This window comes from Streptomyces sp. NPDC058701 (genome assembly GCF_042715295.1).
GTDB lineage: Bacteria > Actinomycetota > Actinomycetes > Streptomycetales > Streptomycetaceae > Streptomyces.
The window spans coordinates 86,303-100,885 of the sequence record NZ_JBHXSY010000004.1 but is presented as its reverse complement, the minus strand read 5'-3'; the positions used below and the strand labels follow the sequence as shown (position 1 = coordinate 100,885).

The following is a 14,583-nucleotide window of genomic DNA, read 5'->3' as shown; positions in this document are numbered from 1 at the left end:
GGTTCATAACGAAAGAGGCCCTCGCGCCGGAGCGTGAGGGCCTCGTTCCACAGCGGTCGCTACTTCTTCTTGCCGCCGGATTCGTCGCTGGAGAGGACGGCGATGAAGGCCTCCTGCGGGACCTCCACGGAGCCGACCATCTTCATCCGCTTCTTGCCCTCCTTCTGCTTCTCCAGCAGCTTCCGCTTACGGGAGATGTCACCGCCGTAGCACTTGGCGAGGACGTCCTTGCGAATGGCGCGGATGGTCTCGCGGGCGATGACGCGGGAGCCGACGGCCGCCTGGATCGGGATCTCGAAGGCCTGCCGCGGGATGAGCTCGCGCAGCTTGGCGACCAGGCGCACGCCGTAGGCGTAGGCGGCGTCCTTGTGGCAGACGGCGGAGAAGGCGTCGACCTTGTCGCCGTGCAGCAGGATGTCGACCTTGACCAGGCTGCCGGACTGCTCGCCGGTGGGCTCGTAGTCCAGGGAGGCGTAGCCGCGCGTCTTGGACTTCAGCTGGTCGAAGAAGTCGAAGACGATCTCCGCGAGCGGGAGCGTGTAGCGGATCTCGACGCGGTCCTCGGAGAGGTAGTCCATCCCGAGGAGGGTGCCGCGGCGCTGCTGGCAGAGCTCCATGATCGCGCCGATGAACTCGGAGGGCGCGAGCAGGGTGGCCCGGACGACCGGCTCGAACACGTCCGAGATCTTGCCCTCGGGGAACTCGCTCGGGTTGGTGACGGAGACTTCCTTGCCGTCCTCCATGACGACGCGGTAGACCACGTTCGGCGCGGTGGCGATCAGGTCGAGGCCGAACTCGCGCTCCAGGCGCTCGCGCACCACGTCCAGGTGGAGCAGGCCGAGGAAGCCGACGCGGAAGCCGAAGCCGAGCGCCGCCGAGGTCTCCGGCTCGTAGACCAGCGCGGCGTCGTTGAGCTGCAGCTTGTCCAGGGCCTCGCGCAGGTCCGGGTAGTCCGAGCCGTCGAGCGGGTACAGGCCGGAGAACACCATCGGGCGCGGGTCCTTGTAGCCGCCGAGGGCCTCGGTCGCGCCATTGTGCAGGCTGGTGATGGTGTCACCGACCTTGGACTGACGGACGTCCTTCACGCCGGTGATGATGTAGCCCACCTCGCCGACGCCGATGCCGTCGGCCGGGGTCATCTCCGGCGAGGAGACGCCGATCTCCAGCAGCTCGTGGGTGGCGCCGGTCGACATCATCCGGATGCGCTCGCGCTTGTTGAGCTGGCCGTCGACGACACGGACGTAGGTCACGACGCCGCGGTACGAGTCGTAGACCGAGTCGAAGATCATGGCGCGGGCCGGGGCGTCCTTGGGGCCGACGGGGGCCGGGACCGTGGCGACGATCTTGTCCAGCAGCACGTCCACGCCGAGGCCGGTCTTGGCCGAGACGCGCAGGACGTCCTCCGGCTGGCAGCCGACCAGGTTCGCGAGCTCCTCGGCGAACTTCTCCGGCTGGGCGGCCGGCAGGTCGATCTTGTTCAGGACCGGGACGATCGCGAGGTCCTTCTCCATCGCCAGGTACAGGTTGGCGAGGGTCTGGGCCTCGATGCCCTGGGCCGCGTCCACGAGCAGGACGGTGCCCTCGCACGCGGCGAGGGAGCGGGAGACCTCGTAGGTGAAGTCGACGTGCCCGGGGGTGTCGATCATGTTGAGGACGTGGGTCCTGCCCACGTCCTCACCCGTGTTCGGCGCCCAGGGCAGCCGGACCGCCTGGGACTTGATCGTGATGCCGCGCTCACGCTCGATGTCCATGCGGTCGAGGTACTGGGCGCGCATCTGCCGCTGGTCGACCACACCGGTGAGCTGGAGCATCCGGTCGGCAAGGGTCGACTTGCCGTGGTCGATGTGCGCGATGATGCAGAAGTTGCGGATCAGCGCCGGGTCGGTACGGCTCGGCTCGGGCACGTGGCTGGGGATCGCGGGCACGCAGTGTCCTGATTCTCGGGTCGCAGTCGGAAGCGTTTGCGGAGCGTCGGTCGGAGCGCGGATCCGGCTCCCGTCGCTCTCGACGGCGGGATCTCGGACCTGTACGCAGACTCCCATGGTCCCATGGACGGGGCAGTGCGCTCGGTTTGGGCCACCCGCAGAGTGCCTGGTAGCCTGGGTGGCTGTGTCTCGTATGCCCTCTCAGCTGCGGGACGCAATCCGAAGCACAAAACTCTGAACCTGAAAAGGCTCTATTCGTGGCGAACATCAAGTCCCAGATCAAGCGGAACAAGACGAACGAGAAGGCGCGCCTGCGCAACAAGGCCGTCAAGTCTTCGCTCAAGACCGCGATCCGCAAGGCCCGCGAGGCCGTCGTCGCCGGTGACGCCGAGAAGGCCACCGTGGCTTCTCGCGCTGCCGCGCGTGCGCTCGACAAGGCTGTCTCGAAGGGCGTCATCCACAAGAACGCCGCCGCCAACAAGAAGTCGGCGCTGGCCACCAAGGTTGCCGCCCTGCAGGGCTGAGCTCTCGATGTGAATCGCCGGTAGGGACTCAGCGGGCCCTCTCTTCCGCTCCAGACCGGCACACCGCGCCGCACGCGGCCTGCTCGCGCGAGCCGCGGCAAGTGCGGCACACCTCGTGACTTTCCAGACACGGCACGCTGGCTGGTACGCCACGCTGACCAGCGTGGAAGCCCCCTGGTCCCCACTGGGGGGCTTCTTTGCGTCCTGATCCGGACGGATCCCGCGGCTGCCGGACCCCGCCGGCCCACGGCCCCGCGCCGTCCGGTGCCGTGCACCACGGGAAGCCACCGGTCCGCCCGCGCTCGGGCGCGTGCAGCCGGTTCGAGCGGCTGCGCCGGTACGCGCACGAGCCGGGTACGGCCGGGCCGGGTACGGCACGGGCCCGGCGCGATCCGGAACTGAGGCCCTAGCGGCGGGGCGGGCGGGCGGCGTGGGCGACGGCCACCACGGCCTTCTCCAGCGCGTATTCGGGGTCGTCGCCGCCGCCCTTGACGCCCGCGTCGGCGGCGGCCACGGCGCGCAGCGCGTCGGCGACGCCGTCGGCCGACCAGCCCCGCATCTGCTGGCGGACCCGGTCGATCTTCCACGGTGGCATGCCCAGGTCCCGGGCGAGGTCGCCCGGACGGGCACCGCGCGGGGCGGAGGCCAGCTTGCCGATCGCCCGTACCGCCTGAGCCAGGGCGCTGGTGATCAACACCGGGGCCACCCCGGTGGAGAGGGACCAGCGCAGCGCTTCGAGTGCCTCCGCCGCGCGCCCCTCGACGGCCCGGTCGGCCACCGTGAAGCTGGAGGCCTCCGCCCGGCCCGTGTAGTACCGGCCGACCACGGCCTCGTCGATGGTGCCCTCGACGTCCGCGCACAACTGCGCCGCCGCGCTCGCCAGCTCCCGCAGGTCGCTGCCGATCGCGTCCACCAGGGTCTGGCACGCCTCGGGTGTCGCCGACCTGCCCAGGGTGCGGAACTCGCCCCGTACGAAGGCCAGTCGGTCCGCCGCCTTGGTCATCTTCGGGCAGGCGACCTCGCGGGCCCCGGCCTTCCGGGCCGCGTCGAGCAGCCCCTTGCCCTTGACGCCGCCCGCGTGGAGGAGCACGACGCTGATCTCCTCGAAGGGCGCGGCGAGGTACGCCTTGACCTCCTTGACCGTGTCCGCCGACAGGTCCTGCGCGTTGCGCACGATCAGCACCTTGCGCTCGGAGAAGAGCGACGGGCTCGTCAGCTCGGCCAGCGTGCCGGGCTGGAGCTGTTCCGGGGCGAGGTCGCGCACGTCCGTATCGGCGTCGGCGGCGCGGGCGGCCGTCACGACCTCCCGCACGGCGCGGTCGAGCAGCAGGTCCTCCTGCCCCACCGCGAGGATGAGCGGGGCGAGCGGATCGTCGGTGGAGTTCTTCCTGGTGGCCATCGGCTCCAGCATCCCACGACGCACTGACAGCCCGCCGCGCCGCGTGCCCCAGAATGGTCGCGTGAACGTGCGACATGTACTCGTCCTGCCCGACCGCGACGCCGCCGAGGAAGTGGCGCGGGAGGCCGCGGACCTCTTCGGCCTGCCGGAGGAGCCGCAGCTGGTCCGCGACGCCCTGGCCGGCGAGGACGACGCCGAGGACGCCCAGTGGCTGGTGGTCGTCGAGGACCCGCGGGAACAACTGGACCCGGCCGCGCTCGACTCGCTCGCCGACGCCTACGAGGGCTGGCTGGAAGCTCCCTGACCCCGTCAGGCCTTGTGGACGATCTGGACGTCCAGCGTCACGTCGACGCCCGACCCGATGGCCGCGATCCCGTGCGCCAGCACCGACTGCCAGTTCAGGGTGAAGTCCTCGCGGTGCAGTTCGGCCGTGGCCCGGCAGGCCGCCCTGGGCTCGCCCTCCAAGCCCGTGCCCAGGCCCAGATACCGGGTGTCCAGGGTCACGGAGCGGCTGACCCCGTGCAGGGTCAGGGCGCCCGCGACGGCCCAGCGGCTGCCGCTGCGGTGGATGAACCGCTCGCTGTAGAACTCCACCGTGGGGTGCCGGACCGCGTCCAGGAAGTCCGCGGACCGCAGGTGGTCGTCCCGCATCCGCAGTCCCGTGTCGATGCTCGCCGCGTCGATGATCACGTGCATGGAGGAGTCCTCCATGCGTTCCGCGATCCGCACCGCGCCGGCGAAGGTGTTGAACCGGCCGCGGATGCGCGCGAACCCTATGTGGCGGGCCGAGAAGCCGATCGACGAATGCGTCGGGTCGAGTTCCCAGTGGCCGGGCTGCGGCAGCAGCGGCGGCTCCACCGCGTCCAGGATGATCTCCGCGGTGCCGGGCTGCGCCGGATCCCCCACGATCGTCGCCCCGTGGAACGGTGCGTACCCCTCGGCGGTCACCGAGAGCCGGTACTCCCCCTCCGGCACGGCCGCCGTGAACCCGCCGTACGGGTCGGTCTCCCCGCTGACGATCCGGCGGCCGATCGGGTCGGTCACCTCGAACGCCGCCAGCCGGACCGGCTGGTGGACCGTGTCGAGGACCCGGCAGCTGAGCAGACGCGCCGTCGGCGGGAGCGTCAGTGTGGCGGATGCGTGCGGGCCGGAACTCCCGGCCGTCTCCATCCCCCGTCGTCGCCCGAACATGGTCTGTGCACCCCCGTGCTGTGTGGACTTGTGCCGCTCTGGCGAAAAGGAATTCGATCATGCTGTCGGGTTCGGGGCAAACGGCAGGGTCGCGCCCGGTATGCCCGTGCCGGCTCCGGCGCCGGTTGGCCGGAAACGCCCGCATCCCCGGTCCGGCCCCGGCCACGGCGATCGAGCCGTCGGTGTCGGTGCGCAGCACGGTCGTCCCCATCGCCCGCAGTCGCGTGAGCGTACCTGGTGCGGGGTGCCCGTAGCGGTTCTCCGCACCGACCGGGACGATGGCGAACCGCGGTCGGACGCGGGCGAGCAGTTCGCGGTCCTGGTGCGCCGAGCCGTGGTGGGCGACTTTGAGGACGTCCACCGGTCCCAGTTCCGGATGGTGGCTCAAGAGGGCCTGCTGGGCTGGTGGTTCGAGGTCTCCCAGCAGGAGCAGGGTGAGCCCCGCACCGCGTACGAGCAGGGCGATGCTCGCGTCGTTGGGTCCGCCGGGCGGCGGTCCGGCGGGCGGCCACAGCACCTCCCACTCCAGCGGTCCGGCCCTGCGCCGCTCCCCCGCCGCCGCCGGTACGACGGGTACTCCCGCGGCGGCCGCGGCCCGGCGGACGAACTGGGCCTGCCCCGGCGGCTCTTCCAGTGTGGTGGCCTGAATCACACCCACGGACCGTCCTCGCAGCACGCCGTGCAGGCCTCCCACGTGGTCCGCGTGAAAGTGCGTCAGCACGAGCAGCGGCACGCGGCGCACGCCCAGGGTCCGCAGGCACGCGTCCACGGGGCCGGGCTCCGGGCCGGCGTCGATCACCACGGCCGTGCCGGGACCGAGTGCGAGGACGCCGGCGTCCCCCTGGCCCACGGCGCACTGGACGTGCCTCCAGTCGGGCGGAGGCCAGTGCGCGAGCGTACGGACCAGCTGGGGCGGCCGCAGGACGGCGAGGAGCAGCAGCACGGCCAAGGCGGCGCAGACCCACCGCCGTCGGCCGAACCGGGCGCAGAGGCCCGCGAAGGCCAGCGTCGCGGCGGCCAGCAGCAGGCCCCCGCCGACCCCGCCCGGCCAGGGCAGTTCGGCCCCCGGCAGCCGGGCCCCGGCCCGGGCCACGGCGGCGATCCACCCGGCCGGCACGCCGGCGCACCGGGCGAGCACCTCCGCGGCGGGCATCGACACCGGGGCCGCGGCGAGCGCCGCGAATCCGAGCACGGTGGCCGGGCCCGCCGCGAGCTCGGCCAGCAGGTTGCACGGCACCGCCACCAGGCTGACCCGGGCCGCGAGCACCGCGACCACGGGGGCGCACACCGCCTGGGCGGCCGCCGCGGCCCCCACCGCCTCGGCGAGCCGCGGCCGCATCCCGCGCCCGCGCAGGGCCGCGCTCCACCGGGGGGCGAGGGCCAGCAGGGCCCCGGTGGCCAGGACGGAGAGCAGGAAGCCCGCGCTGCGGGCCAGCCACGGCTCGTACAGCACGAGCAGCAGCACGGCGGCGGCCAGGGCGGGGATCAGGGAGCGGCGCCTCCCTGTGGCGAGGGCGGCCAGGGTGAGCGCCCCGCAGGCCGCGGCCCGCAGCACGCTCGGCTCCGGCCGGCAGACCACCACGAACGCCAGGGTCAGGGCGCCCCCGCACAGGGCGGTCGCCCGCAGCGAGAGCCCGAGGAGGGGGGCAAGCCCGCGCCGCTCGGCCCGCTGCGCGCGGGCGGGCGGCCCGATGAGCAGGAACAGCACCACGGTCAGGTTGGACCCCGAGACGGCCAGGAGGTGCAGCAGGTCGGTGGCCCGGAACGCCTCGTCCAGGTCGGGCGGCACCCGGGAGGTGTCGCCGACGACCAGGCCCGGCAGGAGCGCCCGCGCGTCCGGCGCGAGGCCTTCGGTGGCCTCGCGCAGCCCGGCCCTCAGCCGGCCCGCCACGCGCTGGGCGGCGCTCGGGCCGCCGGTCACCGCGGGCGGGGTGTCCCCGCCCGGCCGCAGCAGCGCCACCGCCCGCTCCCCCTCCCGGGCCGGAGCCAGCCGGGCGACCACCTCCACCCGCGTGGAAGGCAGCAGCCGGGCCCACGCCGGGTGCCCGGCGAGTACCCGCACCGGGGTCTCGACCCGAGTGCGCGCCCCGTCGGGCCCGGTCACGCGGGTCACCACCGCGTCCAGGACCACCAACGGCGGCCCGTTGCCCCCGCGGGGCACCCGGGGGTCGGAGCCGACGGTGAACTCGGCGAGGACCCGCGCGTGCTCCCGGGCCAGCCCCGCCACCGGCCCGGCCCGGGCCCCGGCCCGCTCCAGCCCCGCCACCCCGGCCCCGGCCGCCGCGCACAGCAGGGCGGCGCCCGCGGCGGCGGCGATCCGCCACCGCCCTCCCGGAAGCCGGCAGGCGGCCGGCACCAGCAGCCCGGCACCGACGGCGCCCAGTCCCACCCCGGCGGCCGTCCACGCGCCGGGCGCGCCCAGCGCGAGCGCGGCGGCCGCCCACGCGGCCAGGGCCGGTGGGACCAGGCGCAGATCCGCCGGACCCGTCCCCTCGGGGCGGTTCACGGCCGCACCAGGCGGCGCAGGTCGGCGAAGCGCCGCTCGCCGATGCCGTTCACCTGGCGGAGCTCCTCAACCGAGCGGAAGCCACCGCGAGCGGTGCGGAAGTCCACGATGTGCCGTGCCAGCACCGGCCCGACCCCGGGCAGCCCGTCCAGCTGCTCGACCGTGGCCGTGCCGAGGCTCAGCGGGCCCGCGCCCGGACCGACGCCCCCGCCCGGCGGCGACAGCGGGTGCGCCGGAGACTGCGGCGGTGCCGGCGCCGGGGCCGGTACGCCGACCAGCACCTGCTCGCCGTCCACCAGCACCCGGGCCCGGTTGAGCCCGGTGGTGTCCGTGCCCGGCCGCACTCCCCCGGCGGCGGCCAGCGCGTCCTCCACCCGCGAACCGGCGGGCAGCCGCCGCACCCCCGGCTCCCGCACCTTGCCGCCGATGTCGACAACGATCCGCGCGCCGCCGGGCGGGGCCGGACCCCCGGCGGACCCGCCCGCCGGCGCCGCCGCCGCGACCGGCACGGGGGCCGGAGCCGGGGCGATCACCGCGGGAGCCGTCACCGGCTGCGGCCGGGCCGACCAGAACTGCTGAGCTGCGCATCCGACCGCCACGAGGAGCACGACCGCGACGGCCCCCACCGTGCGCGGCTCCACCCCGCAGCGGGCCTGGAGCCACACGGGTAACCGCTCCCGCACGGCCAGCCTCCGCGCCTCCCCGGCCGAAAGCCCCAGCGCCTCCCCCGCCTCCGGCGGCACTCCGGGCAACGTTCCAGCAGCCGCCCCGGACGGCGCTTCCCGCCGCGCCCCCGGAGGCTCCCCGTGCCGAGCCACCGGAGCCACCCCGGGCAAGCCGCCCACCCCCGTCTGAGGCGCCCGGGACAACTCCCCCGACGGCACTCCGGACCGCGCCCCCGGCGGGCCCCCAGAGGGCCACTCGGGCGGGCTGCTGCCGCCGAGCAGGGCTTCGGCCCGCCGCCGCACCGCGCCCGGCTCGACGGGCGCCCGGCGCGGCCCGCCGCCCCGGAGTCGCACCCGGCCGTAAGAGGAGCGGGATCGGCCCGGGCCACTGGTGGCACGGGAGGAAATCGGAGTGCGCGTTCGCGTTCGCAGAGTCATGACACGACCGTACGAGCCGATCCCGAACCCCGTTCGGAACCCTCAATTCCGGTGGATGGAGGGACCGTTGTGGATAACCGCATCACCCGTTCGGGTGCTCCTCGACGACCGCCGACCGCCGACCACCGGCCACCGGCCACCGGCCACCGGCCACCCAGGGAATCGCTCAGCGCGGCGAGACGACGGCCGCCAACAGCCCCGGTCCGGTGTGCGCGCCGATCACCGCACCCACCTCGCTGACGTGCATCTCCACCAGCCCGGGGATGCGCTCGCGCAGCCGCTGCGCCAGCTTCTCGGCCCGTTCCGGCGCGGCCAGGTGGTGCACCGCCACGTCGACGCTGGCCGAACCGGCGCGCTCGACGGCCAGCTCCTCGAGCCGGGCGATCGCCTTCGAGGCCGTACGCACCTTCTCCAGCATCTCGATCCGCCCCCCGTCCAGCGTCAGCAGCGGTTTCACCGCCAGGGCCGACCCGAGCAGGGCCTGTGCGGCCCCGATCCGGCCGCCGCGCCGGAGGTAGTCGAGGGTGTCGACGTAGAAGTACGCGGACATGTCCGCCGCCCGCTTCTCCGCGGCGGCCACGGCCTCGTCCAGGGAACCGCCCGTCTCGGCCACCTCGGCAGCGGCCAGGGCGCAGAACCCGAGGGCCATCGCGACCATGCCGGTGTCGACGACGCGGACGGGCACGGGCGCGGTCCTGGAAGCGACCACCGCGGAGTCGTAGGTGCCGGAGAACTCGGAGGACAGGTGCAGGCTCACGATGCCGGCAGCACCGGCGTCAGCGGCGGCCCGGTAGGCCCGGACGAACTCCTCGGGTCCGGGGCGCGAGGTGGTGACCGAGCGGCGCTTCTGAAGGGCCAGGGCGAGGCTTCGCGCCGAGATCTCGGTGCCCTCCTCCAGCGCCTCGTCGCCGAGCACCACGGTGAGCGGGACGGCGGTGATTCCGTGCCGCGCCATGGCCGGTTGGGGCAGGTAGGCCGTGGAATCGGTGATGATGGCGACATGGCGGGACATGAGCCGGAGGTTACCGCCCGTACGGGTTCCACGGCAGCCTGGGACCCCCCTCGGTGTCCTCACCGGCTCCCCGGACCCGCTCCAGAGCCTCTCCGGATCACCCCTCCGGGCACCTCGGCCAGCCCTCGACCCCACCCCTGCGGACACACCTCTGCCGGCCCCGGACCACTTCTCCGGGCACCCCTGGGGCACAGACCTCGGGCAGCCGGGCGTCCCTCAGGTCGTGCTCTCCGGCCGCCGCGCCTTCTGCCACGGGTAGGGCGCCGCCGGAGGCGCCTCGTTCAGGGCCGCCCGATCGGCTCCCGCACCCCGGCCCGCCGCACCCCGGCCGCCCGGAGCCGACGCCTGAGCCTGAGCGGCCGGCCCCTGCGCCGCCGGCCCCTGCGCCGCGTCCCACGCCGCTGCCGCCGCCGCGAGCTCGTCCACCGACTCCGGCGACCAGTCCCGCAGCGCCCCCGACTCCATCTCGATCTGGGCCGACAGCACGCTCAGGTCGTCCTCGGCGAACCGCCGGGCCCGGTCTCGCGCAGCCCACCGCAGCGAATCCGCCGCCTGCGTGACCTTGGACGTGCGTTCCCGCAGGTCAGGCAGGAGAGCGGCGATCCGCTTGCGGTCCGGCTCCTGCTCCAGCCGCTTCAGCTCGTCGTCCAGCTCGTGGCCATGTGCGCTGAGCCGCTCGAACAGGCCGATCGACTCCCGCAGCGAGGCGTCCGTCTGGACGCCCTGGTACAGCGCCTGCTGCGTGGTCCGCATCGACGTCCGCAGGTCGAGGCGCAGCTGCGCCAGCGAGCCGCTCACCCCGACCTGTCCGAGGCTCTTCGCCCGCAGCGTCGTGTCCTCGACCGTCCGCCGCGCCTGCGTGATCGTGCGGTCCACACCCCGCTTCGCGGCCCCCACCACCTTGACCGTCGCATACGCGCCCAGGCCCAGGAAGGCGAAAAGCACCACCAGCGCGAAGATGATCAACGCGGCCTCCATGAGGTTCCTTTCCCCTGCCTATTCCGTCTCCTCCACGGTAAACGCCACGGGCAGGCCAGGGGTTCCAATCGAACCCCCAACCTGCCCGTACGGGAATACCCCTAGACCGGGGCCGGCCGTCAGATGACGATGTTCACCAGCTTCGGCGCGCGCACGATCACCTTGCGGATCTCCGCACCGCCCAGCGCCGCGACCACACCGGCGTCGGTGACGGCCAGCTGCTCCAGGTCCGCGTCCGAGATCGCCGGCGGAACCTCCAGACGCGCCTTGACCTTGCCCTTGACCTGGACCACGCAGGTCACGGTCTCGTCGACGACGTACGCCGGGTCCGCGACCGGGAAGTCCTGGTGGACCACCGAGTCGCTGTGGCCCAGCCGGTGCCACAGCTCCTCCGCGATGTGCGGGGCCAGCGGGGCGACCAGCAGCACCAGCTGCTCGGCGACCGTGCGCTCCAGCGGACGGCCCGCCTTCGTCAGCGCGTTGTTCAGCTCGGTGATCTTGGCGATGGCGGTGTTGAAGCGCAGCGCGGCCAGGTCGGCGCCGGCCCCGTCGATCGCCTTGTGCAGCACGCGCAGGGTGTCCTCGGCGGGTTCGGCGTCGACGACGGTCACCGCGCCCGTCTCCTCGTCCACGATGTTGCGCCACAGGCGCTGGAGCAGGCGGTACTGGCCGACGACGGCGCGGGTGTCCCACGGACGCGAGACGTCCAGCGGGCCCATCGCCATCTCGTACAGGCGCAGGGTGTCCGCGCCGTACTCCTCGCAGATCTCGTCCGGCGTGACGGCGTTCTTCAGGGACTTGCCCATCTTGCCCAGCTCGCGCTTGACGGGCTCGCCCTCGAAGTAGAACCGGCCGTCCCGCTCCTCGACGTCGGTGGCCGAGACCGGGAAACCGCGCTCGTCGCGGTAGACGAACGCCTGGATCATGCCCTGGTTGTACAGCTTGTGGAACGGCTCCACCGACGAGACGTGACCCAGATCGAACAGCACCTTCGACCAGAAGCGCGCGTACAGCAGGTGCAGCACCGCGTGCTCGGCGCCGCCCACGTACAGGTCGACGCCGCCGTGCGGCTGGCCCTCGCGCGGACCCATCCAGTACTGCTCGATCTCCGGGTCCACCAGCGCGGACGCGTTGTGCGGGTCCAGGTAGCGCAGCTCGTACCAGCAGGAGCCGGCCCAGTTCGGCATGGTGTTGGTCTCGCGCCGGTAGCGCCTGACGCCCTCGCCGCGGCCCAGGTCCAGCTCGACCTCGACCCAGTCGGCCTTGCGTGACAGCGGGGTCTCGGGCTGCGACAGCGCGTCGTCCGGCTCGAAGGTGCGCGGCGAGTAGTCCTCGACCTCCGGCAGTTCCAGCGGCAGCATCGACTCGGGCAGCGGGTGCGCGACGCCGTCCTCGTCGTAGACGATCGGGAAGGGCTCGCCCCAGTACCGCTGGCGGCTGAACAGCCAGTCGCGCAGGCGGAAGTTGACGGTGCCCTCGCCGATGCCGCGCTCGGCCAGCCAGTCGGTGATCAGGGCCTTGGCCTCGACCACGCCCAGCCCGTCCAGCGACAGGCCGGAGCACGCGGAGTTGACCAGCTTCGCGTCGTACGAGGCGAACGCGTCGTCCCACTCGGCCGGGTCGGTGCCGCGGCCGTCGGACGGCTGCACGACGCAGCGCATCGGCAGCTCGAAGGCGCGCGCGAAGGCGAAGTCGCGGCTGTCGTGCGCCGGGACGGCCATGATCGCGCCGGTGCCGTAGCCCATCAGCACGTAGTCGGCGATGAAGACCGGGACCTGCTCGCCGCTGACCGGGTTGGTGGCGTACGCACCGGTGAAGACGCCCGTCTTCTCCTTGGCGTCCGCCTGCCGCTCGACGTCCGACTTCGACGCGGCCTGCTTCCGGTACGCGTTGACGGCTTCGGCCGGAGTGGCGTGGCCGCCGGTCCACACGGGGTGCGTGCCCTCGGGCCAGGCCGCCGGGACGATGGTGGAGATCAGCTCGTGTTCGGGCGCCAGCACCATGTAGGTGGCGCCGAACAGCGTGTCCTGGCGGGTGGTGAAGACGGTGATCGCGCCGGCGCCGCCGACGGCGAAGTCCACGCGGGCGCCCTCGCTGCGGCCGATCCAGTTCCGCTGCTGCAGCTTGATGGCCTCGGGCCAGTCCAGTGCGTCCAGGTCGTCCAGCAGCCGGTCGGCGTACGCGGTGATACGCATGTTCCACTGGCTCAGCTTGGCCTTGAAGACCGGGAAGTTGCCGCGCTCGGAACGGCCGTCCGCGGTGACCTCCTCGTTGGCCAGTACGGTGCCCAGCCCCGGGCACCAGTTCACCGGCGCGTCCGAGGCGTACGCCAGGCGGAAGCCGTTCAGTACGTCGGCCCGCTCGCCCGCGGTCAGCTCCGCCCACGCACGGCCGCCCGGAACCTCACGGGAGCCGTCCTCGAATGCGGCGACCAGCTCGGCGATCGGCCGTGCCGTGCCGGCGTCCGCGTCGTACCAGGAGTTGTAGATCTGCAGGAAGATCCACTGGGTCCACTTGTAGTAGTCCGGGTCGATCGTCGCGAACGAGCGGCGCTTGTCGTGGCCCAGGCCCAGCCGGCGCAGCTGGACCTTCATGTTCTCGATGTTCGCCTCGGTCGAGACCCTCGGGTGGGTACCGGTCTGGACGGCGTACTGCTCGGCCGGCAGGCCGAATGCGTCGAAGCCCAGGGTGTGCAGGACGTTGTGGCCGGTCATCCGCTGGTGGCGGGCGAAGACGTCGGTGGCGATGTACCCGAGCGGGTGGCCGACGTGCAGCCCCGCACCGGACGGGTACGGGAACATGTCCATGATGAACTTCTTGGGCTTGGCGACGACCGCGGGGTCACCGGCCAGGTCGCCGGTCGGGTTCGGCGCCTCGTAGGTGCCCTGCTCGTCCCAGACGTCCTGCCAGCGTGCCTCGATGTCGGCGGCCATGGCAGCCGTGTAGCGGTGCGCCTCGGCCGCCTCGGGGGCCGGGGTGTTCGTCTCGCTCATGATTTCTGAAGCTCCATCGATCGTCTCTGCCGTCTCTGCCTGCCCAAACGAAAAAACCCCTCGCACAGGAGGGGACGCCGCGCCGATGCCGACCGCTGGAGGGTCGGCACTGATCAGCGCGGCTCGGTAAGCAGAAGGCGTACGGCACGCATGGCGCCAGGGTACCGCAGCGCCCCCGGCGCCCGCTCGGACCGTCCGCGTCGTGGAGGCGGAGGCGGCGCCGGACGCGGAACCGGAACCGGAACCAGAAGCGGAAGCCGACGCGGGACAACGAGAAGCGGGCCACCCGATCCGGGTGGCCCGCTTCTTCACTGTGGAGCTATGGAGAATTGAACTCCAGACCTCCTGCATGCCATGCAGGCGCTCTACCAACTGAGCTATAGCCCCTCGTACTGCTCGTCGCTCGGTGTCCCTTGCCGGTTCCCCTCGGCGACGTCTCAAACATTACACGGTCATGGCCCTGGTCCAAAAATCGGTTTCCGCCGACCACGGGCCATGTCCGTTTTGACCTGCTTACGTCACGCTCGGGCGAACTGGTAGAACCGCTTGAGCGTGCAGTGCTCGTCGAGCAGCCGGCCGTAGATCGGCTCCCCTTCCAGCTCACGGTACGTCTCGATCGGATCGCCTTTTATGATCAGCGCCCGCGCGCATTCCTCGCACCAGTACTGGTAGTCGGAGTTGACCGGGTCCATGTCCCGCACGATCGGCGTGCCGTTGTTGCACCAGTCGCACCGCCGCCGGTGTGCACCCATCCGTCAGCGACTCCCTCCCGCGTCGGGCCGTCGTGTCCCCCTCCGGCGCTTCGATTCTGCCATGCCGGTACAGGCCCGGCCAGCAAGCACAAAGGGGGCAAAAGCAAGAATCCCGCCCCCAGTTGGGGACGGGATTCTGATTTTGTGGAGCTATGGAGAATTGAACTCCAGACCTCCTGCATGCCATGCAGGCGCTCTAC

At 72.7% G+C, this 14,583-nt stretch carries 10 protein-coding genes, 2 tRNA genes and 1 pseudogene (1 of these 13 running past the window's edge); 2 read left to right on the top strand and 11 right to left on the bottom strand.

Annotated elements, in window-relative coordinates:
- Positions 1–59: 59 nt before the first annotated feature.
- Positions 60–1,925, bottom strand: coding sequence for a translation elongation factor 4 (gene lepA, locus ACFWW8_RS05360; protein ID WP_386523933.1), 1,866 nt, complete (start codon positions 1,923–1,925; stop codon positions 60–62).
- A 257-nt stretch (positions 1,926–2,182) separates the two neighbouring features.
- Between lepA and rpsT the strand changes: the two genes are divergently transcribed.
- Positions 2,183–2,449: a 30S ribosomal protein S20 gene (rpsT, locus tag ACFWW8_RS05355; RefSeq protein ID WP_383915266.1), complete on the top strand. Its 267-nt coding sequence runs from the start codon at positions 2,183–2,185 to the stop codon at positions 2,447–2,449.
- Between the two features lie 406 nt (positions 2,450–2,855).
- Here the strand turns inward: rpsT and holA are convergent, their stop codons facing one another.
- Entirely contained in the window at positions 2,856–3,848 is a 993-nt protein-coding gene (gene holA / locus ACFWW8_RS05350) for a DNA polymerase III subunit delta (protein WP_386523929.1), read from the bottom strand.
- Positions 3,849–3,909: 61 nt separating this feature from the next.
- Here holA and ACFWW8_RS05345 point away from each other — a divergent pair, with 61 nt between their 5' ends.
- Entirely contained in the window at positions 3,910–4,152 is a 243-nt protein-coding gene (locus ACFWW8_RS05345; protein ID WP_386523926.1) for a hypothetical protein, read from the top strand.
- 5 nt (positions 4,153–4,157) lie between these two features.
- Here ACFWW8_RS05345 and ACFWW8_RS05340 read toward each other — a convergent pair whose 3' ends face one another.
- From ACFWW8_RS05340 to ACFWW8_RS05300, 9 genes and pseudogenes are all read right to left on the bottom strand, one after another.
- Positions 4,158–5,039, bottom strand: coding sequence for a YceI family protein (locus tag ACFWW8_RS05340; RefSeq protein ID WP_386523923.1), 882 nt, complete (start codon positions 5,037–5,039; stop codon positions 4,158–4,160).
- A gap of 136 nt (positions 5,040–5,175) precedes the next feature.
- A pseudogene (locus tag ACFWW8_RS05335) lies at positions 5,176–7,545 on the bottom strand (ComEC/Rec2 family competence protein); the annotation flags it as partial.
- The gene (locus tag ACFWW8_RS05330) at positions 7,542–8,228 is read right to left on the bottom strand and encodes a helix-hairpin-helix domain-containing protein (protein ID WP_386523920.1); all 687 of its coding nucleotides are present in this window, start codon (positions 8,226–8,228) and stop codon (positions 7,542–7,544) included. The pseudogene ACFWW8_RS05335 and the gene ACFWW8_RS05330, both read right to left, overlap by 4 nt.
- A gap of 586 nt (positions 8,229–8,814) precedes the next feature.
- Positions 8,815–9,660: a DegV family protein gene (locus ACFWW8_RS05325; RefSeq protein ID WP_386523917.1), complete on the bottom strand. Its 846-nt coding sequence runs from the start codon at positions 9,658–9,660 to the stop codon at positions 8,815–8,817.
- 216 nt (positions 9,661–9,876) lie between these two features.
- The gene (locus ACFWW8_RS05320; RefSeq protein WP_386523914.1) at positions 9,877–10,638 is read right to left on the bottom strand and encodes a hypothetical protein; all 762 of its coding nucleotides are present in this window, start codon (positions 10,636–10,638) and stop codon (positions 9,877–9,879) included.
- 119 nt (positions 10,639–10,757) lie between these two features.
- Positions 10,758–13,631 (bottom strand): leucine--tRNA ligase, encoded by a 2,874-nt coding sequence (leuS, locus tag ACFWW8_RS05315; RefSeq protein WP_386523911.1) that lies wholly within the window; start codon positions 13,629–13,631, stop codon positions 10,758–10,760.
- Between the two features lie 314 nt (positions 13,632–13,945).
- Positions 13,946–14,018 (bottom strand) — tRNA-Ala (locus ACFWW8_RS05310).
- A gap of 131 nt (positions 14,019–14,149) precedes the next feature.
- Entirely contained in the window at positions 14,150–14,383 is a 234-nt protein-coding gene (locus ACFWW8_RS05305) for a hypothetical protein (protein WP_267718557.1), read from the bottom strand.
- Positions 14,384–14,528: 145 nt separating this feature from the next.
- Positions 14,529–14,583: transfer RNA gene (locus tag ACFWW8_RS05300), tRNA-Ala, on the bottom strand; it runs 118 nt beyond the window's last position.

Coding starts and splice junctions, on each gene's coding strand:
- ACFWW8_RS05305 (WP_267718557.1), bottom strand. CDS start 14,383: ATGGGTGCACACCGGCGGCGGTGCGACTGGTGCAACAACGGCACGCCG.
- leuS (WP_386523911.1), bottom strand. CDS start 13,631: ATGAGCGAGACGAACACCCCGGCCCCCGAGGCGGCCGAGGCGCACCGC.
- ACFWW8_RS05340 (WP_386523923.1), bottom strand. CDS start 5,039: ATGTTCGGGCGACGACGGGGGATGGAGACGGCCGGGAGTTCCGGCCCG.
- ACFWW8_RS05325 (WP_386523917.1), bottom strand. CDS start 9,660: ATGTCCCGCCATGTCGCCATCATCACCGATTCCACGGCCTACCTGCCC.
- holA (WP_386523929.1), bottom strand. CDS start 3,848: ATGGCCACCAGGAAGAACTCCACCGACGATCCGCTCGCCCCGCTCATC.
- ACFWW8_RS05320 (WP_386523914.1), bottom strand. CDS start 10,638: ATGGAGGCCGCGTTGATCATCTTCGCGCTGGTGGTGCTTTTCGCCTTC.